This is a genomic window from Rhodopseudomonas sp. BR0G17 (genome assembly GCF_010907025.1).
In the GTDB taxonomy this organism is placed as follows: Bacteria; Pseudomonadota; Alphaproteobacteria; order Rhizobiales; family Xanthobacteraceae; genus Rhodopseudomonas; species Rhodopseudomonas palustris_H.
The window spans coordinates 1-26062 of the sequence record NZ_QUML01000009.1; the positions used below are offsets into that span (position 1 = coordinate 1).

23 protein-coding genes and 1 riboswitch are annotated in these 26062 nt (G+C 66.9%); of the genes, 11 read left to right on the plus strand and 12 right to left on the minus strand.

Annotated elements, in window-relative coordinates; genetic code table 11:
* Positions 1 to 169 precede the first annotated feature (169 nt).
* Together thiS and DY467_RS09225 are read right to left on the minus strand one after the other, a co-directional pair.
* Complete coding sequence (thiS, locus tag DY467_RS09220) at positions 170 to 367, minus strand: sulfur carrier protein ThiS (RefSeq protein WP_164635500.1); 198 nt, start codon at positions 365 to 367, stop codon at positions 170 to 172.
* Positions 358 to 1494, minus strand: a complete 1137-nt coding sequence (locus DY467_RS09225; protein WP_246701502.1) for an FAD-dependent oxidoreductase — start codon at positions 1492 to 1494, stop codon at positions 358 to 360. Before DY467_RS09225 ends, thiS begins: the two co-directional genes overlap by 10 nt.
* Positions 1483 to 1620, minus strand: a riboswitch (TPP riboswitch). Its footprint overlaps the gene before it by 12 nt.
* Positions 1621 to 1804: 184 nt before the next feature.
* Between DY467_RS09225 and DY467_RS09230 the strand changes: the two genes are divergently transcribed.
* Positions 1805 to 3289 (plus strand): hypothetical protein, encoded by a 1485-nt coding sequence (locus DY467_RS09230; RefSeq protein ID WP_164635502.1) that lies wholly within the window; start codon positions 1805 to 1807, stop codon positions 3287 to 3289.
* 10 nt (positions 3290 to 3299) lie between these two features.
* Here DY467_RS09230 and DY467_RS09235 read toward each other — a convergent pair whose 3' ends face one another.
* The gene (locus DY467_RS09235; RefSeq protein WP_164635504.1) at positions 3300 to 4634 is read right to left on the minus strand and encodes an ATP-binding protein; all 1335 of its coding nucleotides are present in this window, start codon (positions 4632 to 4634) and stop codon (positions 3300 to 3302) included.
* Complete coding sequence (locus DY467_RS09240; RefSeq protein WP_164635505.1) at positions 4631 to 5353, minus strand: response regulator; 723 nt, start codon at positions 5351 to 5353, stop codon at positions 4631 to 4633. The genes DY467_RS09235 and DY467_RS09240 overlap by 4 nt, the downstream gene beginning before the upstream one ends.
* 167 nt (positions 5354 to 5520) lie before the next feature.
* Between DY467_RS09240 and DY467_RS09245 the strand changes: the two genes are divergently transcribed.
* Both DY467_RS09245 and DY467_RS09250 read left to right on the plus strand, forming a co-directional pair.
* Positions 5521 to 6069, plus strand: coding sequence for a hypothetical protein (locus DY467_RS09245; RefSeq protein WP_164635507.1), 549 nt, complete (start codon positions 5521 to 5523; stop codon positions 6067 to 6069).
* 274 nt (positions 6070 to 6343) lie between these two features.
* Positions 6344 to 6907: a PRC-barrel domain-containing protein gene (locus DY467_RS09250; RefSeq protein ID WP_107345333.1), complete on the plus strand. Its 564-nt coding sequence runs from the start codon at positions 6344 to 6346 to the stop codon at positions 6905 to 6907.
* 79 nt (positions 6908 to 6986) lie between these two features.
* Here DY467_RS09250 and DY467_RS09255 read toward each other — a convergent pair whose 3' ends face one another.
* From DY467_RS09255 to DY467_RS09265, 3 genes are all read right to left on the minus strand, one after another.
* Entirely contained in the window at positions 6987 to 8546 is a 1560-nt protein-coding gene (locus DY467_RS09255; protein WP_107345332.1) for a DUF4403 family protein, read from the minus strand.
* 156 nt (positions 8547 to 8702) lie between these two features.
* Positions 8703 to 9041: a hypothetical protein gene (locus DY467_RS09260; RefSeq protein WP_164635509.1), complete on the minus strand. Its 339-nt coding sequence runs from the start codon at positions 9039 to 9041 to the stop codon at positions 8703 to 8705.
* 189 nt (positions 9042 to 9230) lie between these two features.
* Positions 9231 to 9950, minus strand: coding sequence for a L,D-transpeptidase (locus tag DY467_RS09265; protein ID WP_164635511.1), 720 nt, complete (start codon positions 9948 to 9950; stop codon positions 9231 to 9233).
* A 270-nt stretch (positions 9951 to 10220) separates the two neighbouring features.
* On the opposite strand from DY467_RS09265, the gene DY467_RS09270 reads away from it, so the two are divergent.
* The 5 genes from DY467_RS09270 to arsB all read left to right on the plus strand — a co-directional run bounded on the left by DY467_RS09270 (position 10221) and on the right by arsB (position 14509).
* The gene (locus DY467_RS09270) at positions 10221 to 11669 is read left to right on the plus strand and encodes a tryptophanase (protein ID WP_164573776.1); all 1449 of its coding nucleotides are present in this window, start codon (positions 10221 to 10223) and stop codon (positions 11667 to 11669) included.
* Positions 11670 to 11898: 229 nt separating this feature from the next.
* A complete protein-coding gene (locus DY467_RS09275) occupies positions 11899 to 12099 on the plus strand; it encodes a DUF3606 domain-containing protein (protein WP_164635513.1) in 201 nt (66 codons plus the stop codon).
* Positions 12100 to 12504: 405 nt separating this feature from the next.
* Complete coding sequence (locus DY467_RS09280; RefSeq protein ID WP_164635515.1) at positions 12505 to 12882, plus strand: ArsR/SmtB family transcription factor; 378 nt, start codon at positions 12505 to 12507, stop codon at positions 12880 to 12882.
* Between the two features lie 8 nt (positions 12883 to 12890).
* Positions 12891 to 13316, plus strand: a complete 426-nt coding sequence (gene arsC, locus DY467_RS09285) for an arsenate reductase (glutaredoxin) (RefSeq protein WP_164635518.1) — start codon at positions 12891 to 12893, stop codon at positions 13314 to 13316.
* A gap of 140 nt (positions 13317 to 13456) precedes the next feature.
* Positions 13457 to 14509, plus strand: a complete 1053-nt coding sequence (gene arsB, locus DY467_RS09290; protein ID WP_164635520.1) for an ACR3 family arsenite efflux transporter — start codon at positions 13457 to 13459, stop codon at positions 14507 to 14509.
* Between the two features lie 11 nt (positions 14510 to 14520).
* Here the strand turns inward: arsB and DY467_RS09295 are convergent, their stop codons facing one another.
* The 4 genes from DY467_RS09295 to DY467_RS09310 all read right to left on the minus strand — a co-directional run bounded on the left by DY467_RS09295 (position 14521) and on the right by DY467_RS09310 (position 18826).
* The gene (locus DY467_RS09295; protein ID WP_164635522.1) at positions 14521 to 15342 is read right to left on the minus strand and encodes an SDR family NAD(P)-dependent oxidoreductase; all 822 of its coding nucleotides are present in this window, start codon (positions 15340 to 15342) and stop codon (positions 14521 to 14523) included.
* Positions 15339 to 16058: an SDR family oxidoreductase gene (locus DY467_RS09300; protein ID WP_164635524.1), complete on the minus strand. Its 720-nt coding sequence runs from the start codon at positions 16056 to 16058 to the stop codon at positions 15339 to 15341. Before DY467_RS09300 ends, DY467_RS09295 begins: the two co-directional genes overlap by 4 nt.
* Complete coding sequence (locus tag DY467_RS09305; protein WP_164635526.1) at positions 16055 to 17956, minus strand: B12-binding domain-containing radical SAM protein; 1902 nt, start codon at positions 17954 to 17956, stop codon at positions 16055 to 16057. Before DY467_RS09305 ends, DY467_RS09300 begins: the two co-directional genes overlap by 4 nt.
* A gap of 231 nt (positions 17957 to 18187) precedes the next feature.
* Complete coding sequence (locus tag DY467_RS09310; RefSeq protein WP_107345321.1) at positions 18188 to 18826, minus strand: HAD-IA family hydrolase; 639 nt, start codon at positions 18824 to 18826, stop codon at positions 18188 to 18190.
* 177 nt (positions 18827 to 19003) lie between these two features.
* On the opposite strand from DY467_RS09310, the gene DY467_RS09315 reads away from it, so the two are divergent.
* Positions 19004 to 22267, plus strand: a complete 3264-nt coding sequence (locus tag DY467_RS09315) for an autotransporter domain-containing protein (RefSeq protein ID WP_164635528.1) — start codon at positions 19004 to 19006, stop codon at positions 22265 to 22267.
* A 36-nt stretch (positions 22268 to 22303) separates the two neighbouring features.
* Here DY467_RS09315 and DY467_RS09320 read toward each other — a convergent pair whose 3' ends face one another.
* Positions 22304 to 22543 (minus strand): hypothetical protein, encoded by a 240-nt coding sequence (locus DY467_RS09320; RefSeq protein WP_107345319.1) that lies wholly within the window; start codon positions 22541 to 22543, stop codon positions 22304 to 22306.
* Positions 22544 to 22733: 190 nt separating this feature from the next.
* On the opposite strand from DY467_RS09320, the gene DY467_RS09325 reads away from it, so the two are divergent.
* Both DY467_RS09325 and DY467_RS09330 read left to right on the plus strand, forming a co-directional pair.
* Positions 22734 to 24689 (plus strand): methyl-accepting chemotaxis protein, encoded by a 1956-nt coding sequence (locus DY467_RS09325; RefSeq protein WP_164635530.1) that lies wholly within the window; start codon positions 22734 to 22736, stop codon positions 24687 to 24689.
* Positions 24690 to 24812: 123 nt separating this feature from the next.
* Positions 24813 to 26054 carry an extensin-like domain-containing protein gene (locus tag DY467_RS09330; RefSeq protein WP_164635532.1) on the plus strand — a complete coding sequence of 414 codons (1242 nt, stop codon included), beginning with the start codon at positions 24813 to 24815 and terminating at the stop codon, positions 26052 to 26054.
* Positions 26055 to 26062: the final 8 nt, after the last annotated feature.

Consider the following 26062-nt stretch of genomic DNA (forward strand, 5'->3'; position numbering starts at 1 on the left):
CCGGGGGGGGGGGGGTCGCTCGCGAAGCGGGCGGGGTGGGGTGGCGACGGGTTCATCCGCAGTGCCCGCGGCTCACCCCACCCCGTCCCGCAGTCCGCTACGCGGCCTGCGTGCCGACCCTCCCCCTCAAGGGGAGGGTGAACGAGGTGCGCGTGGCTCGCGGCCATCCTCATCCCCCCTGCCGCGGCGTCAGGATCTCGATTTCGTCGCCGGCGACGACCGGGGTTTCGTCCCATTTGCCGCGGGGGACGACGTCGTAGTTGAGCGCGACGGCGAAGTGGCCGCCGGTGCAGTCGAGCTCGGCCATCAGCGCGGCGACGCTGGCGGACTGAACCTCGCGCTGTTCGCCGTTGATGGTCACAAGCATCGCATCACCTGATTGTCGATTTCGCCGCGCTCGACATAGGCCACCACTTTCTCGGCCAGCGACGGCGCCATCAGGAAGCCGTGGCGATACAGGCCGTTGGTGGCGACGCGGCGGTTGCCGATGGCGATCCGCGGCAGGTTGTCGGGGAAAGCGGGACGCAGCCCGGCGCCGAGTTCGACGATATGGGCTTCGCCGAACGCCGGATGCACCGCATAGGCGGCGCTGAGCAGTTCCAGCGCCGAGCGCACCATCACCAGCTCGTCTTCGCTCTCGACGGTGGTGGCGCCCAGCATGAAGTGATTGTTCTGGCGCGGGATGACGTAGAGCGGCCAGCGCGGGTGCATCAGCCGCACCGGGCGCGACAGCTGCACCTCGGCGGTCTTGATCACCACCATCTCGCCCTTGACGCCGCGCAGCTCCGGCGCCTTGTCGCGGGCCGCGAGGCCGCGGCAGTCGATCACCAGGCCGTCGAGATCTTCCGGCGTCATTTCCGATTCGAAATGGATGGTGCCGCCGGCCTCGATCAGCCGCTCGTGCAGGCGCGCCAGCACCAGCCGCGGTTCGACATGGCCTTCGTCGGGGAAGAACAGACCTTCGCGGAACCGGCCGGCCAGCGCCGGCTCCAGCTCGGCGATGCCGTCGGCGTCGACGCGCTGATGGCCGGTGGTCATCTTGGCGAAGCGCTCGAAGTCGGCGCGGTCGCGCGGATGCGCCACCACCAGCGAACCGTTGAACACCGCGTCCGGGAATTCCTTGCGCCACATCTCCAGCGAGCGCATGCCGATCTGGCTGACCATCGGCTCGGCGCCTTCGGCCTCGCAATACGGCGCCAGCATGCCGCCCGCCCAATGGCTGGTGGCCTGTGTCATCTCGTTGTCGCCGCGCTCGTACAGACTGACCTTGCGGCCGGCGCGCGCCAGCAGCAGCGCCTGCCAGGCACCGGCGATGCCGGCGCCGATCACCGACACCGGCGCGTCCTTGCGCAGGTCCGGCTTCTCGCTGCGCAGCGCTGCGGCGGTCAGCGCCGAAGAAGCTGAAGCCGAAGCAACTGAAGCCGAAGCAACTGAAGCAAACGCGGAAAGATTGGCGGATTCGGCCCCGCCGCGGCCTTCGACTGTCTGATGCATCCCTGTCCCTTCGCCGGCATGACCCGGATCAGGTTCAAAGGGTCACCGCGGTCTCTGTGCCTCGCGAATCGAAGCGGCGAGCGTGCGGTATCTCAGCTCCTCGTCGGAGCCCCCCTCGGAACGGGCTCAATGTAGGCCGATGCCATGCCGTGTCAACGTGCCTTTGGTGCGATGCTGGTGGGCAAAGCCGCGCACCACGCCGGGTTCCTCGCCGCCGCTGGCGCGCTGCGGTGGGTGTTCCGGTTTACGCCAAATTATCCGCCGGCGTGTTGGATCGCCGCAGCCGCAACCTGCAAGCGAGCGCCGCTGCATGACCATCACCGTCGCCGACGCCAACCAGATCAGCCTCGCCAGGCCGCGGCTGTGGCCGCTGGCGATCGGGCTCGGCGTCTATGCGCTGCTGCTGATCTCCGGCGACCGGCTGCTCAACGATCCCGACACGCTGTGGCAGGTGACGATCGGGCAGTGGATCATCGACCTCCGCGCGGTGCCGTGGACCGACAGCTACTCGTTCACAATGGCGGGCCAGCCGTGGATCTCGACGCAGTGGCTGGCGCAGGTCGCATTCGCGGCGAGCTATCAGCTTGCCGGCTGGGCCGGGCCGGTGGTGATGACGGCGGCCGCGCTCGGCGGCACCTTCTATCTGCTGGCACGGCTGCTTGGCGCGCGGCTGAACGACACCGCCACCCTGATCTTCGCCGCCGCCGCCCTGGCCCTGACCGCCCCGCACATGCTGGCACGGCCGCACGTCCTGGCAATGCCCGTGATGCTGGCTTGGGTCGGCGCATTGGTCGGCGCCGCGGACCGCCGCAGCGTGCCGTCATTGTGGACGCTGCCGTTGATCACGCTATGGGCCAATCTGCACGGCGGCTTCGTATTCGGCATCGCGCTGGTGGCGCCGTTCGCGCTCGATGCGGTGCTGTCCGCGGAGCGACCGCGCCGCGTTGCGTTGCTGCTGCGCTGGGCGCTGTTCGGCGTGCTCGCGCTCGCCGCCGGATGCCTGACGCCTTACAGCTGGGATTCGATCCTGGCGTCGCGCAAGATCCTGTCGCTCGGCGAGGCGCTGAGCCGGATCGGTGAATGGGCGCCGGAGGATTTCTCCAAGATCGACGTGCTCGAGATCACCTTGCTGGGCGGCCTCGGTCTGGCGCTGCTGCGCGGCGTGACGCTGCCGCCGGTGCGGATCCTGATCCTGCTCGGCTTGATCCATATGGCGCTGAGCCACAGCCGCAATCTCGAACTCTTGGCGCTGCTGGCGCCGCTGGTACTCGCCGCGCCGCTGGCCGCTCAATGCGGCGTCGCGGCGCCGGCCGGAAGGCCATCGTCCTCGCGCGGCCTCACCGCCGCGCTGCTGGCGCTGGCGATCGGCGGCACGCTGGCGTTTGCGACCTGGCACAGCTTCGCGCCGCGCTCGCTGTTCGCGCCGCAGGCCGCGGTCGCTGAGCTGAAGCGGCTCGGAGCCAAGCGGGTGTTCAACGACTACAACTTCGGCGGCTATCTGATCGCGAACGGCGTGCCGACATTCATCGACGGCCGCACCGAACTGTTCGGCGAGACGCTGGTGGTCGATCACGACGACGCGGTCCGGCTGCGCGCGCCCGATAAGCTGTTCCGCCTGCTCGATGCTTACGCCGTCGACGCGACGCTGCTGATCCCGGGCAGCCCGGCAGCTAAGCTGCTCGACCGGACCGAGGGCTGGCAGAAGGTCTATGCCGATGACCTCGCGGTGATCCACCAGCGCAAGCCTGGCGCGCCGCCGAGCCCGGCGCCGATGGTCACTCCGCCGCGCTGGTAATTCCCGCCGCTCAGGCCGTGCGGCTCGGGGCCTGACGGGGCAGGGTGATGCGCGCGATCAGGCCGTGCGGCGTGCGGGTGTGCAGCGACAGCTCGCCGCCGTGGCCGCGCGCGATGGCGCGGGCGATCGACAGGCCGAGGCCGAACGACGAGCTATCGTCCATGTTGCGGGCGTCGTCGCCGCGCACGAACGGCTGCATCACGCTGTCCTTGTCGGCATCGGCAATGCCGGGGCCGTCGTCCTCCACCTCGATGACGATCTCGTCCTGATGCAGCTCCAGCCGGATCGTCACCTCGGTGCCGAACCGCACGGCGTTTTCGACCAGGTTGGTGACCGCGCGATGCAGGTCGCCGGGCCGCGCCATTGCCATCGCGTGCTCGGGGCCCTGATACGCGACCTTGGCGCCGATGTCGGCGAACTGATCGGTGATCAGCTGCATCGCGCTGGCCAGGTCGATCAGCGTCGGCGCGTCGCGGGTGGCGCCGTCGCGCAGGAAGGTCAGCACCGCGGTCAGCATCGCGCCCATCTGGTCGAGATCGTGCAGCGTCTGGGTGCGCTGATGATCGTCCTCGATGAATTCGGCGCGCAGCCGCATCCGGGTGATCGGCGTGCGCAGATCATGGCTGATCGCCGCCAGCATCCGGGTGCGATCCTCGATCAGCGTGGTGATGCGCTCGCGCATCCGGTTCAGCGCCCGCGCCAGCGAGCGGATCTCGGCCGGGCCGCGCTCCGGCAGTGGCGCGTCCGAACTATCCAGGCTGAAGGTCTCGGCCGCGGTGGCGAATGCCGACAGCGGCGCCGCCAGCGTACGCGCCGCCCACAGCCCGAGCAGCGCGAGGCTGACCACGCCGATCAGCAGTGACGCCATCCACGGATTGCCCAGCACCGGCCTGTGCCGCTCCGGCGGCAGCCGCGCGCTGATCGCGTCACCTTCGGGCAGGGTGATGACGATCCGGTCGCCGCCGGCGAGATCGACGCGATAGTCCGGCCCGAGATGCCGGCGCAGATAGTCGATCTGGTGCGGCGGCCAGGCGCCGTCATGCGGACGGGCCACGGCCGTGGTGCCGGCGAGTTCGAGTTCCGGGAAGGCGGCTGCGATGGTGACGATCAGCTGCGGGCGGTCCGCCGCCGGCGTGCGCCCGATCAGTTCGGCGAATTCGTAGAGCTGATGCGGCTCCGGCTGCTGCGGCGGTCGCGGCATGTCGGGCCGGTTGGCGAAGAACGCCGCCGCGATGATGATGTGGCTGGCAATGATCGACGCCAGCACCAGGATCGCGATCTGGCCGCGGATGCCTTCCGGCTTCAGGCCGAAGCCGAGCGCCGCCAGCCGCGCGCGCAGGCTCATGCCGTTTCGACCTCCGGCGTGAACACGTAGCCGCCGGCCCGCACCGTCTTGATCAGCGTGGCTTCGCGCGGATCGGGTTCGATCTTGCGGCGGATGCGGCTGATCAGCACGTCGATCGAGCGCTCGAATGCGCCGACGTTGCGGCCGTGGGTGAGATCGAGCAGTGCCTCGCGCGACAGCACCCGGCCGGCGCGCTCGCACAGCACCTGCAGCAGGTCGAACTCGGCGCTGGTCATCGCCACCAGCGCGCCGTCGGGATTGCGCAATTCGCGGCGCCGGCAATCCATCCGCCAGCCGAGGAAGCCGAGCGTGGTGGCGCCGGGGGTGGCGCTGGCGGTGACCGCGCTCGCCTGCCGGCGCAGCACCGAGCGGATCCGCGCCAGCAGTTCGCGCGGATTGAACGGCTTCGGCAAGTAATCGTCGGCGCCCATTTCCAGGCCGAGGATGCGGTCGACATCGTCGCCGCGTGCGGTCAGCATGATGATCGGCAGCGTCGAATTGGCGCGGATCTTCCGGCACAGGCTGAGCCCGTCCTCGCCCGGCAGCATCACGTCGAGCACGACCAGATCGACGCGATGATCGGCGATCCAGCGCTCCATCTCGCGGCCGTCCGCGGCGGTGGCGACGTTGCAATTGTTGGCGCGGAGATACTTGGCGATCAGCGCGCGGGTCTCGCGATCGTCTTCGACGACGAGAATCGATGGTGGTGCGGTGCTCATGGCAGGGGTTTTGCGATGTTTTGCCCGGACTGTAGCAGAGAATCTTGTTTCCGATTGTTTCTACCTGCCGCCCGGCAAAAACCCGCAACTAACTCAAGCCTTTGGCGAAGGTCTTGTTAATCGATTAACCATAGCGTCGGCTTCGATCCAAACCCGGAGCCTGCCCCATGACCGCAATTTCCTCCGCTGCCGCGGGCGGCAGCAGCTATCTCTCACCGCTGCAACTCCTGCAGAAGGAGCTCGCGTCGGAAGTCTCGTCCGGTACCGTGAAATCCAGCGACGCCGACGCGCTGTCGTCGGCGCTGCAAGACATCGACTCGTCGCTGCAGAGCAGCCGCTCCAGCAGCAGCTCGGACTCGCGTCCCACCGACTTGAAATCCAAGATCGACGACCTGATCGCCAGCGAAGTCTCGAGCGGCAAGCTGACCACCGATCAGGCCACTGAGCTGCAGAACGTGTTCAAGAACACTTTCGCCGGTGGGCCGCCTCCGGGCGGCGGTGCCGGCGGTCCGCCGCCGCCGGATGACGGCACCAGCGCGTCGTCGTCTACCACCTCGACGGATTCGTCGTCATCGTCCGACATCAGCGACATTCTGAAGCAGTTCCTGCAACTGCTGCAGGATCAGCAATCGTCGACCGCCAACGCCTACAGCGCCAGCGGCTCGGCGGCATCGTCCGGCTCGTTCACCGCGCTGCTGATCAACTACCAGACCTGATCGTCTCGTCTTCTACCCGACAGTGTGACGCCGTCGGTTCAAGCGCATTCCCTTCCGCTTCGGCGCAAAGGGGATGCGCTCTTTTTGCTGGTGATGTCGGAACGCCGTTACGATGCGTGGACGCGGAACCCACGGAACTCTTCGGAACTCGTGAGCGGTCTGTCGAACTAATCGTTTGGTGCGCCGCAAGGCACTAAAAATAGTTCGATTGCGGGAACGCAGTGTGGAGTCCGCGGTTCTGTAGGCACCATTCACAAGCAAAGAGGGCAAGCCAATGAAAGCCAAGACGATCATCGCCGGTCTGCTGGGGACCACGCTGCTCGCGTCCGCCGCCTACGCGCAGAATCCGGCGCCGGCCGACAACAGCAGCACGATGTCGAAGTCGTCCGCTGCGGCGTCCGATTCGCAGCAGCACATGGGTCAGTGGCGTGCGTCCAAGCTGATCGGCGTCAACGTGTACAACCAGGGCAACGAGAAGCTCGGCGACATCAGCGAACTGCTGATCGACAACCAGGGCCGTATCCAGGGCGTCGTGATCGGCGTCGGCGGCTTCCTCGGCGTCGGCCAGCGTGACGTTGCGGTGACCTTCGACAAGCTGCAGTGGGTCAACACCCCGGTGTCGTCGAACACCGCGATGAACAGCCAGACCACTCCGGCCGGCTCGGGCACCTCGACGGCTTCTCCGGCCGCTGGCACCACCACCGGTGCGGCGACCTCGAGCAGCTCCTCGACCTCGGCGACCGCCAACAACGCCGATCGTTGGTATCCGGACCACGCGGTGCTGAACGCCACCAAGGATCAGCTGAAGTCGATGCCGGAGTTCAAGTACTCCAAGTAAGCGACACGGACCGAAGGTCCCGTCACGCAAACGCCGCCGGTTTTGCCGGCGGCGTTTGTGCGCGTTGTGAGGAAACGGATCAGCGCGGGACTTGCGGCAGCTCCGGCGGCTTCAGACGTGTGACCTTGACCTCGAGGATGCCGTTGGCCTCGGCGGTGATCCGCAGCATGTTGGAGTCGAACACCAGGTCCGACAGCCGCAGGCTGGAGATTTCCGAGGAAATCCGCAGACCGTCCTCGTTGCGCTGATAGGTCGCGATCATATTGCCGACCCGGCGCTGGATGTTGGTCGACTCCGGCTTGAGGTCGATCACCGCCTTGTCGGCGATCGCCTTCTCCAGATACGGCACCGCGGCGCGGGCAGTGTCGCCGAGCAGGCCGAACGCGGCTTCGGATTCGACCGCGAGCTTGATGTCCGACAGCCGCAGCGTCTGGTCTTCCTGATCGAGCGTCGGGCGGCCCCAGATGTGCAGCGTCGCCTCGGTGCCGAAGCCGAAGAAGCTGCGGTTCTCCTTGGCGTCGACCAGCAGCGAGATCAGCAGCCGGTCGCCGCTGGCGGCGAGCTTGGCGCGCTTCACCGTGATCGCGGCGCGGCTGTCGCCCTCCGGGAAGGTCTTGCCGACGAACTGCGCCTCCAGAATGCGGTCGAGCTCCTGGAACGGGATGTCGATCGGCACCGCGACTTTGACCCCGGCGTTGTCCGGCGCGACCATCTGCAGCGCCGGCGGGAACGGGCATTGCGGCTTGGTCGGACCGGCGGTGATGCGGGTGTCGGCGACGATGCCGAGCGTCAGCGTGGCGGCCGCGGCATCGACCTGCGGCTGGGCAGCGAGCGCCCTGGTCGGGCGGATCTCCAGGAAGAAGCCGTTGGGGATGCCGGCACCCTGCAGCGGCACAGAGCGGCACAGCCGATCCCATTCGCGCCGGGCGCTGCGCTCCAGCGCACCGTCGTCGCGGATCTGACGCTCCAGCACGCCGAGCTGATCGGCGATCGCCTTGTCGATCACCGGCTTGACCTGCTGCGGCACGTCGATGCGGACGCCGCCGACCGAGACGCCGGAATCCGACAGCGCCACTTCAGCGTCGAGATGCGGATCGACATGCCAGTTCGGCAGCACCTGCGGCCGCGCACTGATCGCGATCGTGCCCTTGATCTCACCGTTGGCGTTGAACGACTTGATGTTGACGCCGATCTGCTTAGCCATCTTGTTGCCGAGCAGCCGGCCGAGCGTCTCGTCGACCTTGGACTGGGTGTTGGCGGAGAGCGAGCCCTTGGCATTCACCGTGCCGGTGAGCGGCGAGGTGATGGTGAGCTGGTCCTTGGCGCCGCGCACCGTTACGGTGCCGCGCGTCGCGGTCCATTGGATGTCGGCGTTCTGCACATATTGCGATAGCGGATTGTTGGCTTTGCCGGAGAAGGTGCGCGGCGCGACGGCGTCGACCAGGTCGCGGATGGTCCCGAGCGGCACCGACACCGGCACCACCACGGTGGACTGCCGGATCGGCGGCAAGGGTGGCAGCGCCTGCAGGCTCGGCGGCGAGATGGCGCGCGGCGCCAGCCAGTCGAACGCCTTCAGCGTGACCGTGAATGAAATCGCGACGATCGCGAGTGCTACCAATCCAAACTTGACGAAACGCATCGATACCCCGGGGCGAGACGGCCGGGACAATACAGCCCGGGGGCGGGGGGCGCCAGCCGAGCCAGCCCCGCGGGTCGCCAAGCCGTGGAAAGATCCGCGAACCGCCGCGATATCGCCGGCAATGGCGCCGCAGATGCGGCGGAGTGTTGCCGGAAATTACAGCCTGATCGGTCCGTCGGGCTCGCAGCCCAGTGCGCCACCGCGCTGTGCCCACAGATTGCACACCGAATCTGCGCTGACCGGTCCTTCGACCACCAGGCACTGGTCTGGTGCCTGATAGAACCGGCAGGAGCCGCAGCGCCGCCCGGAGGTCGCGGACGCGACGAAGCGGGCATCCTGCTGCGATGATTTCCGCGGGATCACCGCCGAACATCCGGCGGCCGGCTGCGCCCGGCCGGTCGTCGCGACCGTGCAGGTCGCTGCCAGCGTCAGGCCGGCGATGCCGAGCAGGCGCCGGCGCGACACCAGGGCCGCGGAGTCAATCGGCTTGTCCATCACAGTCCCCCTTCGCCGCGGCGTACAGAACGAGACAGGCCGCGATCGGGAGAACTGATAGTTCCGGCGTGCTGACGATTAGCTGACAACGCTCGCGGTAAGCGGCGATGGGATGCCTGACGCAAGAACGCGCGGCCTCCAATGAGATCGCGCGTTTGAATTAACTCATCGCTTACTGCCGTAACAAACTCAGCCGCGGCGTCCGGTGCCGGCATCTGCGGCGCGGCGGTTGTCGGGTAGCACGATCACCTTGGCGCCGACGTTGACCCGCGAATACAGATCCTTGACGTCCTCATTGGTCAGCCGGATGCAGCCAGAGGAGACGTGGGTGCCGATGGTCGACGGCGCGTTGGTGCCGTGGATGCGATACACGGTGCCGCCGAGATACATCGCGCGGGCGCCGAGCGGGTTGCCGGGGCCGCCGGCCATGTGGCGCGGCAGATAGGGCTGGCGGGCGATCATTTCCGGCGGCGGGGTCCAATCCGGCCACTCGGCCTTTCTGGCGACCGCCTTGACGCCCGACCAGGTGAAGCCATCACGGCCGACCCCGATACCGTACCGGATCGCACGCCCGCTGCCGAGCACGTAGTACAGATAGGTGTTCGGCGTATCGACGATGATGGTGCCGGAGGCTTCGCGGGTCTGATAGGCGACGATCTGGCGCTTCAGCCGGGCGGGCAGCTCTGCGACGGTGCCGTCCTCGTCTTCCTGCGGCGCGACTTGGGGCTGCGGTGCGGTCTGTTCGACCGGCGCGTAGGCCAGCGGCTGCATCGCTTCCGGCTGCGGCAGGAAAGGCAGGAACGGGAAGGGTAGCGTCTGCGCCGCATTCGCGGGTGCGGCGATGGCAATGGTCCCGATCGCGACGATGGCGACCGCAGCGGCACGGCTGGTGCGCGGAAAACGGATCATGTCGGGTCCCCCTGTGGGTGCTCTGTTCGTTCGCCTCGACGCCTTTTCGGCGACTTGTTGGCGCAATCACTACTCCACCATCCGTTTCCGGACGTTTTCGCCGACCGATGGATTTGGTTTCGTCGCAGTAGGGATTTGTTTCGCCTGTCCGCCCGGCGGGCTCCTGGAGGCGCGCCGGATCGTTTGATCAAGCGCAATTGAGAAAGCCCGCCTGCCCGATAAGCCAAGGCCCCCGCGCGGTGCGGGCAAGGGTCGGGGGAGTTTGACGACATGGCGACAGTGAAGTTTTTTGGCAACGAGGCGGTGCCGCTCGAGATGCACAAGGTGCGGATCGTGCAGAAACTCAACCTGCCGCCGGTCGAGCGCCGCCTGGAGAAGATCACCGAGGCCGGCAACAACACCTTCCTGCTGAAGAACGACGACGTCTTCCTCGACATGCTGACGGATTCCGGCGTCAACGCGATGAGCGACCGCCAGCAGGCCGCGATGCTGACCGCCGACGACTCCTACGCCGGCAGCGCCACCTACACCCGGCTCGAAGACAAGCTGCGCGACATCTTCGGCATGCACTACTTCCTGCCGACCCATCAGGGCCGCGCCTGCGAACACATCCTCGCCAAGGTGTTCGTCACGCCCGGCAAGGTGGTGCCGATGAACTATCACTTCACCACCACCAAGGCGCACATCGTGCTGCAGGGCGGCACGGTGGAGGAGCTGGTGACCGACGCCGGCCTCGAAGTGACCAGCGCCAACCCGTTTAAGGGCAACATGGACATCGCCAAGCTGCGGGCGGTGATCGAGAAGGTCGGCGCCGCCAATATCGGCTTCGTCCGGATGGAAAGCGGCACCAACCTGATCGGCGGCCAGCCGGTGTCGCTGCAGAACCTCGCCGACGTCAGCAACGTCTGCAAGGAGCACGGCGTTCCGCTGGTGCTCGACGCCAGCCTGCTGGCCGACAATTTGTACTTCAACAAGACCCGCGAGGATCACTGCAAGACGCTGTCGATCCGCGAGATCACCCGCCGCACCGCCGACCTGTGCGACATCATCTACTTCTCGGCGCGCAAGCTCGGCTGCGCCCGCGGCGGCGGCATCTGCATCCGCGACCGCGCGTTGTACGAGAAGATGCGGCCGCTGGTGCCGCTGTATGAAGGCTTCCTCACCTATGGCGGCATGTCGGTGCGCGAAATGGAAGCGCTCACCGTCGGCCTCGAAGAGACCATGGACGAGGAGATGATCAACCAGGGGCCGCAGTTCATCGCCTATATGGTCGACCAGCTGGTCGAGCGTGGCGTTCCGGTGATCACCCCGGCCGGCGGCCTCGGCTGCCACATCGACGCCAAGCGGTTCGTCGACCACATCCCGCAGTCGCAATATCCGGCCGGCGCGCTGGCGGCGGCACTGTACGTCGCCTCCGGCATCCGCGGCATGGAGCGCGGCACGCTGTCCGAACAGCGCGAGCCGGACGGCAGCGAGATCTACGCCAATATGGAGCTGGTGCGCCTCGCGATGCCGCGCCGGGTGTTCACGCTGTCGCAGGTCAAATACGCGGTCGACCGCATCGCCTGGCTGTACGCCAACCGCAAGCTGATCGAGGGCCTTACCTTCGTCGAGGAGCCGGAAGTGCTGCGGTTCTTCTACGGCCTGCTCAAGCCGGTGACCGACTGGCAGAACAAGCTGGTGGCGAAGTTCCGCGAGGACTTTGGCGACAGCCTGTAATCATCGCTGTTACTTAAGTCTTGCAGCACAAACGTCGTCATGCCCGCGCTTGTCGCGGGCATCCACGTCTTGGAGGCCTGTTGGCGAGCAAGGCGTGGATGGCCGGGACGATGCCCGGCCATGACGAGGGCGGCAAATCCACGCTCGATTCCATTCGGTACGACGCCGCGTCTTCGGAACCTGCGATTCCTGAATGCGTTGCTCACGGGGGCAACATCAGGAGGCCAGCATGGCTGCGAAGAAAGCCACCAAGAAGACCACGACGCGCGGACGCAAGCAGGACCGGGCGCGCGTCGCCGCCGGCCAGGACTACGAAGTCCGCTACGAGGCCAACAAGACCGGCCGCTCCGCGCCCGCGGTGAAGAAGGCCGTCAAGAAAGTCGGCAACGCGCGCAAGAAGGTTGAAAAGCGGCTGGCGAAGAAGGGGTGAACCGGTTCGCTCCGATCTCGGACGCGCTCGCTTTGCTCCAGCGCCGTCCACTGACGCGAAGCACTTCCGCAGCGTCCATCGCCCCGCAGCAACCGCCGCGGCGGCGCATGGTTAGACTCAGTTCGACCTTTCCACGTCATTGCGAGCGAAGCGAAGCAATCCAGGCTGCGCATCCTGAGCTGGTTTGCTTCGTCGCTGCGCTCCTCGCAATGACGGGGAGAGGGCAAACGAGAAGAGGGCAATTGTCGATTAATCGGCAACCGGTTCACGAGGTCTGAGGCTTTGCCACTGCTGGATCGCTTGATCGCTTATGGCAGAGGAGCGTGACAAACCAGCCCCCTTGACACGACAACCGTCCCCACCGGCGGCGTTGACTCAGCCCATTATTTCGATAAATCTCGATATATGGAATCAGAGGACGCCATTCTCGCGCTCGGAGCGCTGGCGCAGGGCACGCGGCTGGAGGCGTTTCGGCTGCTGGCGGCGCACGAGCCGGACGGCTTGGCGGCCGGCGCGATCGCCGATGCGTTGGCGGTGCCGCAGAACACGATGTCGTCGCACCTCGCGGTGCTGTCGCGGGCCGGGCTGATCCGGTCGCAGCGGCACAGCCGCTCGGTCGTGTACCGCGCCGACCTCGCGCGGTTTCAAGAGGTCGCGCTGTTCCTGATCAAGGATTGCTGCGGCGGCCGGCCGGAATTGTGCGCGCCGCTGATCGCCGATCTGCAGCCGTGCTGCGCGCCGGCCGCAAAACCCATGCGCGGCAAGGCGCGCGCCAAAAGCTGAGGGAGCCTATGGACGTCGTCATCTATCACAACCCTTCCTGCGGCACCTCGCGCAACACGCTCGGCCTGATCCGCAACGCCGGGATCGAGCCGCACGTGATCGAATATTTGAAGTGTCCGCCGAGCCGGACGCTGCTGAAGCAGCTGATCGCCCGCGCCGGACTGACGCCGCGGCAGGCGCTGCGCGAGAAGGGCACGCCTTATGCGGAGCTGAAGCTCGACGATCCGTCGCTCAGCGACGACGATCTGCTCGACGCCATGATCGCGCATCCGATCCTGATCCAGCGCCCGCTGGTGGTGACGCCGAACGGCGTGCGGCTGTGCCGGCCGTCCGAAGAAGTGCTCGACCTGCTGCCGCCGCAGCAAGGCGAGTTCTTCAAGGAAGATGGCGAGCAGGTGATCGACGCCAGTGGGCGACGGGTGGCGACAGCGTAAGGACTTTCTCCGTCATTGCGAGCGGAGCGAAGCAATCCAGCCCCCCGTGCACCGAGCTGGATTGCTTCGTCGCTTCGCTCCTCGCAATGACGGGGAGGGATCATTCGCACTCAACGCCTCTCGGTTGAAAGGCAAACCCTATGTCCACCTTCGAACGCTATCTCACCCTCTGGGTCGCGCTGTGCATCGTCGTCGGCATCGGGCTCGGGCATTTGATGCCGGGGGCGTTTCAAGTGATCGGGGCGACGGAGATTGCCAAGGTCAACCTGCCGGTGGCGGCGCTGATCTGGCTGATGATCATTCCGATGCTGGTGCGGATCGACTTCGCGGCGCTCGGACGGGTGCGCGAGCACTGGCGCGGCATCGGCGTGACGCTGTTCATCAACTGGGCGGTGAAACCGTTCTCGATGGCGGCGCTGGCGTGGCTGTTCGTCGGTTATCTGTTCAAGCCGTATCTGCCGACCGAGCAGATCAATTCCTACATCGCCGGGCTGATCATTCTCGCTGCCGCGCCCTGCACCGCGATGGTGTTCGTGTGGTCGAACCTGACCAAAGGCGAGCCGCATTTCACCCTGAGCCAGGTGGCGCTCAACGACACCATCATGGTGTTCGCGTTCGCGCCGATCGTCGGCCTGCTGCTCGGCCTGTCGGCCATCACCGTGCCATGGGACACGCTGGTGCTGTCGGTGGTGCTGTACATCGTGGTGCCGGTGCTCATCGCGCAGGGCCTGCGACGTTGGGCGCTGGCGTCAGGCGGTGACGCGCAGCTCCAGCGGCTGCTCGGCGTATTCCAGCCGCTGTCGCTGGTGGCGCTGCTGGCGACGCTGGTGTTGCTATTCGGCTTCCAGGGCGAGCAGATCATCCGGCAGCCGCTGGTGATCGCGCTGCTCGCGGTGCCGATCCTGATCCAGGTGTATTTCAACGCCGGGCTGGCGTACCTGCTCAACCGGCTGTCCGGCGAGCAGCATTGTGTTGCCGGCCCGTCGGCGCTGATCGGCGCCAGCAATTTCTTCGAACTCGCGGTCGCCGCGGCGATCAGCCTGTTCGGCTTCGAATCCGGCGCCGCGCTCGCCACCGTGGTCGGTGTGCTGATCGAGGTGCCGGTGATGCTGACGGTGGTGGCGATCGTCAACCGCTCCAAGCGCTGGTACGAAGCTGCCGCGGGCGCCCCGGTGACGCGGACGCCGGGCTGACGGAGCCCTGATTAAGCTGCTCCGGCCGCAGCACGGAGCGTGGCGCGGGCGACGCCGAACGGCTCGCCCAGCGACAGGCCGCCGTCGATCACCAGCGTCTGACCGGTGATGTAGCCCGCCGCCGGCGAACACAGGAACGCAACCACCTCGGCGATCTCGGCTCCGGTGGCGGCGCGGCCGAGCGGCACCGCGGCTTCGAGGACGGCGCGATTGACCGGATCGTCGCTGAGCTTGGCGCCGACATCGCGATCGACCACGCCGGGCGCCACCGCATTGACCCGCACGCCGCTGCGGCCGAGATGCCAGGCGAGATAGCGGGTGAGTTGTTCGACGCCGGCCTTGGCGACGTGATAGGCGGCGGTCTCATGCGCGACGCTGCGCGCCAGCACCGACGACAGATTGACGATCGCGCCGCGGGCCTGCGTCAGATGCGGCAGCGCCGCCTGCGCGGTGAGCATGTAGCCGCGCAGCATCACCGCTTCGGTCGCATCCCACAGTACGGCGCTCTGTTCGGCGAATGGCGGCCGGGCCCGCTGCGTCGGCGCGGCGTTGTTGACCAGGATATCGAGCCCGCCGATCGCGGTCGCGCTCGCCGCCACCGTTGCGGCGATCGCGGCGTCGTCGCTCATGTCGCCGACGATGAAGCGCGCGTCGCCGCCCGCATCGATGATCGCGCGTGCCGCCGCTTCGCCGGACTCGTGCTTGAGGTTGACCAGCACGACCTGCGCGCCCTGCAGCGCCAGCGTGCGGGCGATCGCAAGGCCGATGCCCTGGGCGGCTCCGGTGACCATCGCGCGTCGGCCGTGCAGGGGCAGGGCGGTGCGATCGCTCATCGCGGCGCCGGCGATGGCGGCCGCGCCGGGCGCAGCTCGATCCGGCTCGCCAGCGCGCGCGGCGCGAACGACAGCGCGTCGATCACTGCCTGCGCGACGTCGTCGGCCGATAGGTGCCAGTCCTGCGGCGGTTCGCCGGCGAAATCGGTGGCGACGCGGCCCGGCATCACGCAACTGACGCGGATGCCGAACGGGTGCAGCTCCTGCAGCAGCGATTCCGACAGGCCGAGCAGGCCGAATTTCGAGGCGCAATACGCCGCGCCGCCGCCATAGGCGTTGACGCTGGAGCGGCTGCCGATGTTGACGATGGCGCCGCCGCCGCGCGCCTTCAGCGCCGGGATCGCGTAGTGGCAGCAATAGAATGCGCCGGTGAGGTTGGTATCGAGGGTGAGCCGCCAGTGCTCGGGCGGAAACGTCTCGACCGGCCCGAGCAGGCCGACCCCGGCGTTGTTGACCAGGATGTCGAGGCCGTCGAACGCGGTGACGGTGTGCTCGACTAATTGCCGCACCGCCGCCTCGTCGCGGACGTCGCAGGCGAGGCCGTGAACCCGGCCGTGCACGCCGTCGCGGAGCGCCGGCAGCGCCTGCGCGATCTCGCTCTCGTCGCGGGCGCAGATCATCACCGATGCGCCGGCCTGCGCCAGCGACCGCGCGATCGCAAAGCCGATCCCCTTGCTGCCGCCGGTGACCAGCGCGGCCTTGCCGGCGAAACTCATGCGTGCACCTGTTGGCGCTGGGGCTGCGGCAACGGCCGCGTCAGACCGCGCGGCATCGGGCCCGTGAACCAGTCCGGCGGCTCCTCGACATGCGCCAGCGCCAGCAGTTCGGGGAATTGCGCGACGCGGTTCTGCCAATAGGCGGACGTCGCGGTGAGCCGCAGGAAGTCGGTGCGATGATGGGCATGGCGCTGCGCGTCGCCGAGCAGGTTATAGGCGTGCGCCAGCGCTGCGGCCATCGAGGCGTCGTAGGGATAGCCATCGTGGATCGCTTCGATCCAGCGCGCCAGCTTGGCGGCATTGCCGCCGGGCCGGAAGTTCGGATTGTCGAGGAAGTTGGCGACCAGGTTGAAGCTGAACCAGATCTCCTTCTGCTGTTCGAGGTCCGGTACGCTGTCGTGGTCGATCTCGAAGATCTCCCAGCCGGTGCGCAGCACGCGGTCGCGCGCGAAGCGGTAGCCGAATTCGCCGCGCTCGGCGGAGCGTCCCGGATTGATGGTCTTGTCGTAGCGCTCTTCCTTAGTGCGCGCGTCGCCGAGCGATTGGAATGCCGAGAACATCTCGGTGCCCTTCAGCGGCTGGCAGATGTAGAAGCTCGCCCAGTCGCTGGCGAGCTCGACCGCCAGATCGTAGCTGTCCATCATCTGCCCGAAGGTTTCGTCGGGGAAGCCGATGATGAAATTGGTCGAGACGAACACCTCCGGATATTTGGCGAACAGCTTGGCGCGGGCGCGGAGCTTTGGCTTGGTGGTCGGCTTCTTGATCGTCTTCAGCATCGCGTCGTTGCCGGATTCGACGCCGATCTTGAAAGCGCGCAGGCCGGACGCCACCATCGCCTGCATCACGTCGTCGTCGATCGCCACCGCGATCAGGCCGTTGCTGGCGGTCCATTCCAGCCCCGGCACCTGCTCGGCGAGGCCCCTGAACAGCGCCAGCGCGCGCTCCCGGTCCCACAGCAGATCGTCGTCGAGCCAGTCGATCGAGCGGATGCCGTGATCGGTGACGAGGTGCTTCACCTCGTCGATCACGTCCTGCACCGTGCGCTGCCGCAGGCCGAAGCCGTTGAAGTTGCGTACCGTGCAGAAGGTGCAGCGGGCCCGGCAGCCGCGTGCGGCCAGCACCGTGGCGAACGGCTTGTCGGCGCCGACATAGCGTGAGAATGCACCGAGCCCGCCGTAGCGGTGATACTCCTCGATCTGGATCGCCGCATAGAACGGCGTGACGTCCCAGTTCACCGGATTATCCGGTGGCGGTGCACCGAGTTCGACGATGGCGCCGGCCTCGGTGAACGCCATGCCGACCGGAACGGCGTCCGGATCGCCGGCCAGCGCGCCGAGATAACCGATCAGTTGCTGTTCGCCTTCGTGGCGGGCAACGATGTCGCACAGTCCGCTCGCCAGGATCTCCCGATAGTCGAACGTCGCCTGCACGCCGCCGCACAGGATCGGCACCTGCGGGAATTCGCTGCGGATCAGATCGATCACTTCGGTGAAGCACGGCTTGGTGGTGCCGAACATGTACGACACGCCGACATGCGGATGGGCGCAAGCCCTGATCGCATCGCGGACCAGATCGCGCCAAAGGCCGTAGTCGAAGGCTTCGTCGTGCGCGGCCTTGAGCAACTGATGATTGATGTCGATCAGGTGGATGCCGAGCGCGGGATCGGCGGCGCGGGCGGCCGCGGCGAGATACAGCAGCCCCACCGGCGGGAAATTGTAGTAGCCGCCGCTGCGGGCGGTGGTGACGTCGAAATAGCTCTGCGGCACCAGCGCCGGCTGGATCAGGATCAGATCGCTCGGCCGCTGCAGCGAGCGAGTTGCGGCGAAGCGGTCGAACTCGACGCGGATCCGGGCGCGATCATCCGACGCGGAACTGATGGTCGAACTGACCTTGGTCATCGATGCGGGCTCGCGCGCTTGCAGGAACGATCGAACGCAAAACAACCACGGACGCCGCCCGCTGATCCAAGCGCGGCGGCGCAAGACGAATCACTCCAATCACTCTCGTATGAGTAGAGGCGTAGCCGCGCCCCCGCGCTGCTCGGGAAACTACGCGGACGCCGGATCGCGGCCGATGAGCGGCGGCGGCCGGGAGCCGCGACCGCCGGCTAGGGGCGAGGGGATTGGCGCTCAGGCGCTGCGCAGATTCAGCCCGGTCGCGTCTTCGAGTTCCGCAATCGCCTGTTCGGCGCTGACGACCTTGATGGTCGCCATTCCCATCTCGCGCGCCGGCTTCAGATTGACGCCGAGGTCGTCGAGATAGACGCAAGCCTTTGGATCGACGCCGAGCGCTTCGATCATCATCTGATAGATCTTCGGATCCGGCTTGCGCAGGCCGATTTTGGCGGATTCGATCACGTGATCGAACAGCGCCATCACCTCGGCGACGTACAGCGTCCGCCCCGAGCTCGAACCGATCGCGTTGGCCGGCAGATTGTTGGTGATGCAGCCGGTCTTGTGGTTCTGCTTGATGGTGCGCAGCGCCGCGACCATCTCGGGCCGCAGCGTGCCGGACAGCAGCGGCAACACGTCGCGGCCGCGGACCTCGGCGCCGAGCGCGCGGGATTCTTCAGCGAACAGCTCGTCGAAGGTGTCGAGATCGATTTCCGCGCGCTCGAATTTGGCCCAGGCATTCTCGAAATGATTGGCGGCGTTGGTGCGGCGGATGATGTCGATCGGCAGCCCGCGCTCGGTCTCGAACCGCGCAAATGCCTCGAACGGCGAGCTCGTGAGCACCCCGCCGAAATCCCAGATCACCGCCTCGATCATCGCGTTCCATCTCCCCGCTGTTGTTTGCCGGAGCGCTATCACGCGCTCGCGGCGGCGACCAGTCTGATCGCCGATTTTGGGTTCCGATAATGGTTCCTATTTGCATCCCAATCCTGAACCTTTAGGCTGTTTCCTGAATCAGGTCGCCAATGACCTGAGAGGTGACGGGGCAGTTGCGTGCAGGTTCGGGGTATTGGTGAGGGGCTGAGGTCGAGCGTCGTAGGCCGGGCACGTCACGCACGAAGACGGCTGCTGCTTTCGTCGCTTCTCGGTTCGACTGCGTTGGTGGCGGTGGCCATGCCCGCGACGGCTCAGCAGGTCTGGGTCGGCGCCGATCAGTTGTACAATACGGCATCGAACTGGAGTGGACCGGCTATCGTTCCGGACTCCAACGACACCGCGGTGTTCCGCAACAACGGCGCGTCGACGTCGCTGGTGCTGTCCGGCAGCACCACGCGCAACCCCGACGGTTTCACGTTCGAAGCCGGAGCGCCCGGCTTCCTCATCGGGGTTCTGTCCGGCGCTCAGCTCAATTTCAACGGCGCCGGCATCGTGAACAATTCCGGCAACGCGCAGCAGCTGATCCTCGGTTCGGGCGGTCAGATCGATTTTCGGGGCAGCAGCACCGCCGCAGACGTCAAGATAACGAATACCGGCGGGACACTGCTCTTCAGCCAGACATCGTCGGGCGGGACGGCGGAAGTCGTCAGTAACGGCGGGAATTTGGCGCTGCGGACCACCACGGGGGCGATCTCGATCGGATCGCTGTCCGGCAGCGGAATCGTGCAGGCGACGGCGGTGGGCGGAGTTCCAGTCCAGGCTCTAACCATCGGCAGCCTGAACACCTCGACGGAATTCTCCGGCACGTTTGTCGATAACGGTGCAAAATTCGCACTGGGCAAGACCGGGACCGGAACGCTGACCCTGACCGGTGACAGTTTCTACACCGGCGGCACCACGATCTCGGACGGAACGCTGCAGCTCGGCAATGGCGGCATCAGCGGCTCGATCACCGGCGACATCACCAACAATGCGACGCTCACCGTCAATCGCGGCAACAGCACCAGCCTCGGCGGCGCGATCTCCGGCACCGGGCAATTGATCAAGCTCGGTGGCGCCATTCTGGCGCTGCTCGGCGACAACACCTACACCGGCGGCACGACGATCTCGGCCGGCACGCTGCGGGTCGGCAACGGTGCCACCGGCGGTTCGATCGTGGGCGACGTCGTCAACAACGGTGTGCTGGAGTTCAATCGGTTCGATTCGATCGGCTTCAACGGTGTGATCTCCGGCACTGGCAGCGTCACCAAGCTCGGCAACAACTCGATGCTGCTGGGCGGGAACAACACCTACACGGGCGGCACGACGATCAGCGGCGGTTATTTGCAGATCGGCACTGGCGGCACTACCGGCTCGATCGTCGGCGATGTCGTCAACAACGGGACGCTGGAATTCGCGCGTTCCGACGCCCATACGTTCAGTGGCGCTATTTCCGGCACCGGCAATCTGATCAGCTTCGGTGGCAGCGCCGGCAGTGGCGTTTTCACGGTGACCGGAACCAATACTTACACCGGGGGCACCACCGTCTCCAGAGGCACATTGCAGATCGGCGACGGCGGCACGTCGGGATCGATCCTCGGCGATGTCATCAACAACGCCACGCTCGCCTTCAATCGTTCCGACGCGACCAGCTTCGGCGGCGCGATCTCGGGTGGCGGCAATCTGATCAAGCGTGGCGCCGGCAACCTGTCGCTGACCGGCGTCAGCAGCTACACCGGCGCCACCACGGTCGAGGCCGGCACGCTCAGCGTCAACGGCTCGATCGCGTCGTCATCGCTGACGACGGTGAATGCCGGCGCAGCACTCGGCGGCAACGGCACGGTCGGCACCACGTTGATCAACGGCGGTGCGCTGGCGCCGGGCAATTCGATCGGCACGCTGAATGTCAGCGGCAACCTGACCTTCACGGCGGAATCGAGCTACATGGTCGAGGTGTCGCCGACCAGCGCCGACCGCGTCAACGTCTCGGGCACGGCGACGCTCGGCGGCGCCACCGTGAACGCGTCTTTCGCCAGCGGCGGCTATGTCGAGCGGCAATACACAATCGTCAATGCGACCGGCGGTGTGGTCGGCACCTTCGGCACGCTGGTCAATACCAATCTGCCGTCCGGCTTCAGATCGAGCCTCGGCTACGACGCCAACAATGCCTATCTCAACCTTGTGCTCGACTATACGTCCGGCCCATCGGGCCCGTCGTCGGGAGTCAACGGCGGCCTCACCGGCAACCAGAGCCAGGTCGCCAACGCACTGAGCACTTACTTCGCGCGCAGCGGCAGCATCCCGATCGTGTTCGGCGCGCTGACGCCGGCCGGGCTCAGCATCGCCTCCGGCGAAACGGCGACCGGCGCGCAGCAGTCGACGTTCAGTGCCATGACCCAGTTCCTGGGCGTGCTGACCGATCCGTCGAGCAACGGCCGCAGCGCCCGGGATGCTGCATCAGGTCCGCTGGCGTATGCTGATCGCTCCGTGCGCGGCTCGGCGTCCGACGCCTACGCGATGATCACCAAGAGCGCTGCGGCGCCGTTCGTGCCGCATTGGAGTGTGTGGGGGGCCGGCTTCGGCGGCGCGCAAACCACCGACGGCAATGCTTCGCTCGGCTCCGCCACCGCAACCAGCCGGCTTGCCGGCATCGCGGCCGGCGCCGATTACTGGCTGTCGCCAGAGACCGTCGCGGGTTTTGCGATGGCCGGCGGCGCCACGCAGTTCAGCCTGGCGGGCGGCCTCGGTTCGGGCACGTCCGACCTGATCCAGGTCGGCGGCTTCATCCGCCACAGTTTCGGTGCGAGCTATCTCACCGCCGCGGCGGCATACGGCTGGCAGGACATCACCACCGAGCGGACCGTCGCGATCGGTGGCCTCAATCAACTGCGCGCCAACTTCAACGCCAACGCTTACTCCGCGCGGGTTGAAGCCGGACATCGCTGGATCGCCCCGGCGATCGGGGGGCTTGGTCTGACGCCGTACGCTGCGGCCCAGGTCACCGCCTTCGATCTGCCGGCCTATGCCGAGCAGGCGGCGGGCGGAACCGGTGTATTCGCGCTCGGCTATGCGGCCAAGACCGTCACCGCGACGCGCAGCGAGTTCGGCCTGCGGACCGACAAGTCGTTCGCGCTCGATAGCGCGCTGCTGACGCTGCGAGGCCGCGCCGCTTGGGCGCACGACTTCGATGTCGATCGGTCGGTGACAGCAACCTTCCAGGCGCTGCCCGGCGCCGGCTTCGTGGTGAACGGCGCGCGGCCGGCGCGGGATGCGGCGCTGACCACGGTGTCGGCGGAAGTGAGCTGGCTGAGCGGCTTCTCGGTCGCCGCCAGCTTCGAAGGCGAGTTCTCCGACGTCACCCGCAGCTACGCCGGCAGGGGACTGCTGCGCTACGCGTGGTGATCGCTCCGGTGAGGGTGGTCGGCCTCGGAACGCGCCTCAATGCATGGTCTTGCTGCTCTTGAGGAACGGCCGGCGGGCGGATTCGTGTTTCTCGTAGAGCTCGAGCCAGCGGCGATCTTCGGGCCGGTACCACTCGTCCCGGGTGACCTGGGGCAGCGGCATGCTCTTGCTGATGATTTCCTCGAGGCGAAAATACTCGGCAGTCTCCTCCGCCGTCAGCCCAATCAGCACGCGGTTGCCTGAATCGTCGAGTTCGTAATCGTCGTCCTTGATCATGCGGTTAGTTGACCAGGCGCGCGCGCGTGGTCAACGCGATTGCGGTTTTAACCTAACCAGTCAACCTTACCGGGCCGGTTCGAACTGGTAATCCTACGAGGTAGGTAGGCATTAACCGCTTCTTGTTCCCTTGCGGGTAGGTGTGGACTGCGGCGGTCTGACCGCGCGCACCTAGAAAAGGGACCGCGGAATGCTCAAATCGATATCGGCCCGGATGATCGTGGCCATCACGCTGGTGGCGATCGGCTCCTGTGTCGTGCTCGCCGGCTTCAGCGTGTGGCGCCAGAAAGCGACGATCGACGTCGCCCTGGAGCGCGAGCTGCGCGCCGATTTTGCCAACATCACCGCGGCGACCGAGGCCGAGACCCGAACTACGCTGGCGCTGAGCGACGTGCTGGCGGCGCTGCCGCCGCTGCGTGAGCTCACCAAGGCGAGCGACCGCGACGGGCTGATGAAGCTGCTCAAGGAAGGCCGCGACCTGACCACACTGCGCGGGCTGTCGCTGTACACGATCCAGGTGCCGCCGGCGACGACGCTGATGCGGATCCACAATCCCAAGACCTTCGGTGACGACGTGTCGACGCGGCGCGCCATGGTGGTGCAAGCGATGACCACCGGCAAGGCAGTCGGTGGCATCGAGCCGGGGCTCGACAATCTCACCGTGTTCGGCACCACCCCGATGGTCGAGGACGGCAAAGTAATCGGCACCGTCGATATCGGTGCGCCGTTCGGCAAGGCGTTTGTCGAGCGGATGAAGGCGCGGTTCGGCGTCGACGTCGCGATCCTGCAGCTGAGCGGCGACAAGACCAACGTGATCGCGTCCAGCGTTGCCAATCCTGTCACCGATCTTGCGACGCTGCGCCGTGCGTTCGGCGGAGACCTGGTGATCGAAAAGGGCGAAGCCGACGGCAAGGCGATCGCCACGACTTTCGGCCCGCTCAAGCGGTTCTCCGGCGAGCCGGTCGCGGTGCTGATGATCATGCGCGATGCCAGCGCCTATGCGGCGCTGGAACGGCAATCGATGCAGTGGCTGGCCTTCGCGGCGATTGCTGCCGTGCTGGTTGCTGCCGCGATTGCCGTGTGGCTCGGCCGCAGCATGGCCAAGCCGATCCAGGCGCTGGGCAATGCGATGCGCGAGATCAGCAGCGGCCGTCACGATGTCGAGGTGCCAGGCCGGGGGCGGAGCGACGAGATCGGCTCGATGGCCAAGGCGGTCGAAGTGTTCAAAGAGGGGCTGATCGAAACCGGCCGGCTACGCGCCGCGCAGGACGAGCAGCGGGTTGCCCACGAAAGCGAGCGACGACAGGCAATGCATGAGCTGGCGGCGCGGTTCGAAACCGGCGTCGGCAGCGTGGTCGAACTGGTCGGTTCGGCCGCGACCGAACTGCGCGGCACCGCGGACTCGATGGTCGGCACCGCGCGGGAATCCGAGCGCCGGCTGGTGGCCGCGACCGCAGCCTCGCAGCAGGCGACCTCGAATGCGCAGGCGGTCGCCGCTGCCGTGGAAGAGCTCGATGCCTCGATCACCGAAATCGGCAATCGGGTCGATCAATCGGCGCGGGTCGCCGGCGAGGCGGCCACGCAGGCCGGCCGCACCAATGAAGAGGTGCGCAGTCTCGCCGAGGCCGCGCAGAAGATCGGCGAGGTGGTGACACTGATCAGCGACATCGCTTCGCAGACCAATCTGCTGGCGCTCAACGCCACCATCGAAGCGGCGCGTGCCGGCGATGCCGGCCGCGGCTTCGCGGTGGTCGCCGCCGAGGTGAAGGCGCTGGCCGAGCAGACCTCGAAGGCGACCGAGGAGATCACCACGCAGATCAACTCGATCCAGCAGGCGACGCAGTCGTCGGTGCAGGCGATCGAAGGCATCACCGGCACGGTGGCGCAGATCAACGAGATCGCCACCGCGATCGCCAGCGCGGTGCGCGAGCAGAGCGCGGCGACGCGCGAGATCGCCCACAACGTTGCCGAGTCCGCGCGCTCCACCACGGAAGTCTCAAGCAACATTTCGGGCGTCAATGAAGCCGCGCGCGAGACCGGCGTTGCGGCGGGGCAAGTGGTCGAGTCCGCGTCGGAATTGTCGCGCAGCGGCGAGGCGCTGAAGACCCAGGTCGACACCTTCCTGCGCGAAGTCCGCGCCGCCTGATCAGGCGACAACGGCGACAGTGAGGCGCTGCGGGACACTGCGTTCCGCGCGCCTCTTATGGTTAAGAAATCCTCGCCCAATACCGTTCAATTCTCTTTAATCAGATTGGTGGACTGTGCGCGCATGACGCGCGGAGTTCGTTTGTATCTCGTCGGCTCCTTCGTCCTTGTCTCTCTTGCGGGTTGCGGTCGCGGTCTGTTTCAGACCGCTGAGCGCGAACCGTGGCGGGCCGAGGCCGAGATCGCGTGCTTGAAATCCGGCGTGGTCCGCGAAGGACCGGATCTGGTCCGGATCGATCCGATCTCAGGCCCTGGTGTGTGCGGTGCCGAGTTTCCGCTGAAGGTGGCGGCGCTCGGTGAAACCGGCGCGATCGGTTTCGCCGACGATCTGCGCCCGCCGGGTGCGATCGGTGGCGGCAATCAAGGCCAGCCGCGCTGGCCGGGCGGCCAGCCACAGCCGAACTACGCGACACCTCAACGTGGCTATGCCGAGCCGCCGGCGCGCGCCCCGAACTACGGCGCGCAGCCGCAGGCCGGCTACGGCGCGCCGCAAGGCGGCTACGGCAAAGCGCCGGTGTCGCTGAACGCGCCGGGCGTGGTGCCGGCTCAGGACGATATCGAACTGCCGCCGGAAGGCGAGCCGTCGGCCGAGCGTCCGCCGGCCGAGAACGTTACCGGCTATCCGCGCGGCGCGGCGCCGCAGGGCAGTTATCCCGGCGAAGCGGAGCGGCCATTGCCGCGGCTGGGACCGGGTCAGCAGGGCGGCATCACCGGATCGGTCGGGCCGGTCGCGATCAAGCCGACCGCGACGCTGGCGTGCCCGATCGTGTCGGCGCTCGATCGCTGGCTGGCGGAGTCGGTGCAGCCCTCGGCGATGCGCTGGTTCGGCGTGCGCGTGGTCGAGATCAAGCAGATCTCGGCGTATTCGTGCCGCGGCATGAACGGCAATCCGAATGCCCACATCTCCGAGCACGCATTCGGCAACGCGCTCGATATCGCCGCTTTCGTGCTGGCCGACGGTCGCCGCATCACCGTGAAGGGCGGCTGGCGCGGATTGCCGGAGGAGCAGGCATTCCTGCACGACGTGCAGAATTCGGCGTGCCAGATGTTCACCACGGTGCTGGCGCCGGGCTCGAACGTCTATCACTACGATCATATTCACGTCGATCTGATGCGCCGGCGTAGCCAGCGCACGATCTGCAAGCCGGCCGCGGTGTCCGGCGAAGTGATCGCGCAGCGGCTGCAGCAGCGTAATCCTTACGCAGGCAGCGCGTCGCCGGGCCCGGGTTGGAGCGGCGTCACCGGCTCGATCGGCCGCAATGCCTCGCGTCACAAGGTCGATCGCGACGACGCCGAGGACGATTAGTCGAACGG

What these genes read in the sequence shown, in the direction of transcription:
- DY467_RS09310 (WP_107345321.1), bottom strand. Translation starts at nt 18,826, where the DNA reads ATGATCGAGGCGGTGATCTGGGATTTCGGCGGGGTGCTCACGAGCTCG.
- DY467_RS09275 (WP_164635513.1), top strand. Translation starts at nt 11,899, where the DNA reads ATGGCTGCGAAGAAAGCCACCAAGAAGACCACGACGCGCGGACGCAAG.
- DY467_RS09255 (WP_107345332.1), bottom strand. Translation starts at nt 8,546, where the DNA reads ATGCGTTTCGTCAAGTTTGGATTGGTAGCACTCGCGATCGTCGCGATT.
- DY467_RS09235 (WP_164635504.1), bottom strand. Translation starts at nt 4,634, where the DNA reads ATGAGCCTGCGCGCGCGGCTGGCGGCGCTCGGCTTCGGCCTGAAGCCG.
- DY467_RS09260 (WP_164635509.1), bottom strand. Translation starts at nt 9,041, where the DNA reads ATGGACAAGCCGATTGACTCCGCGGCCCTGGTGTCGCGCCGGCGCCTG.
- thiS (WP_164635500.1), bottom strand. Translation starts at nt 367, where the DNA reads ATGCTTGTGACCATCAACGGCGAACAGCGCGAGGTTCAGTCCGCCAGC.
- DY467_RS09280 (WP_164635515.1), top strand. Translation starts at nt 12,505, where the DNA reads ATGGAATCAGAGGACGCCATTCTCGCGCTCGGAGCGCTGGCGCAGGGC.
- DY467_RS09305 (WP_164635526.1), bottom strand. Translation starts at nt 17,956, where the DNA reads ATGACCAAGGTCAGTTCGACCATCAGTTCCGCGTCGGATGATCGCGCC.
- DY467_RS09325 (WP_164635530.1), top strand. Translation starts at nt 22,734, where the DNA reads ATGCTCAAATCGATATCGGCCCGGATGATCGTGGCCATCACGCTGGTG.
- DY467_RS09295 (WP_164635522.1), bottom strand. Translation starts at nt 15,342, where the DNA reads ATGAGCGATCGCACCGCCCTGCCCCTGCACGGCCGACGCGCGATGGTC.
- DY467_RS09330 (WP_164635532.1), top strand. Translation starts at nt 24,813, where the DNA reads ATGACGCGCGGAGTTCGTTTGTATCTCGTCGGCTCCTTCGTCCTTGTC.
- DY467_RS09225 (WP_246701502.1), bottom strand. Translation starts at nt 1,494, where the DNA reads ATGCATCAGACAGTCGAAGGCCGCGGCGGGGCCGAATCCGCCAATCTT.
- DY467_RS09270 (WP_164573776.1), top strand. Translation starts at nt 10,221, where the DNA reads ATGGCGACAGTGAAGTTTTTTGGCAACGAGGCGGTGCCGCTCGAGATG.
- DY467_RS09240 (WP_164635505.1), bottom strand. Translation starts at nt 5,353, where the DNA reads ATGAGCACCGCACCACCATCGATTCTCGTCGTCGAAGACGATCGCGAG.
- arsC (WP_164635518.1), top strand. Translation starts at nt 12,891, where the DNA reads ATGGACGTCGTCATCTATCACAACCCTTCCTGCGGCACCTCGCGCAAC.
- DY467_RS09230 (WP_164635502.1), top strand. Translation starts at nt 1,805, where the DNA reads ATGACCATCACCGTCGCCGACGCCAACCAGATCAGCCTCGCCAGGCCG.
- DY467_RS09320 (WP_107345319.1), bottom strand. Translation starts at nt 22,543, where the DNA reads ATGATCAAGGACGACGATTACGAACTCGACGATTCAGGCAACCGCGTG.
- DY467_RS09265 (WP_164635511.1), bottom strand. Translation starts at nt 9,950, where the DNA reads ATGATCCGTTTTCCGCGCACCAGCCGTGCCGCTGCGGTCGCCATCGTC.
- DY467_RS09300 (WP_164635524.1), bottom strand. Translation starts at nt 16,058, where the DNA reads ATGAGTTTCGCCGGCAAGGCCGCGCTGGTCACCGGCGGCAGCAAGGGG.
- DY467_RS09245 (WP_164635507.1), top strand. Translation starts at nt 5,521, where the DNA reads ATGACCGCAATTTCCTCCGCTGCCGCGGGCGGCAGCAGCTATCTCTCA.
- arsB (WP_164635520.1), top strand. Translation starts at nt 13,457, where the DNA reads ATGTCCACCTTCGAACGCTATCTCACCCTCTGGGTCGCGCTGTGCATC.
- DY467_RS09250 (WP_107345333.1), top strand. Translation starts at nt 6,344, where the DNA reads ATGAAAGCCAAGACGATCATCGCCGGTCTGCTGGGGACCACGCTGCTC.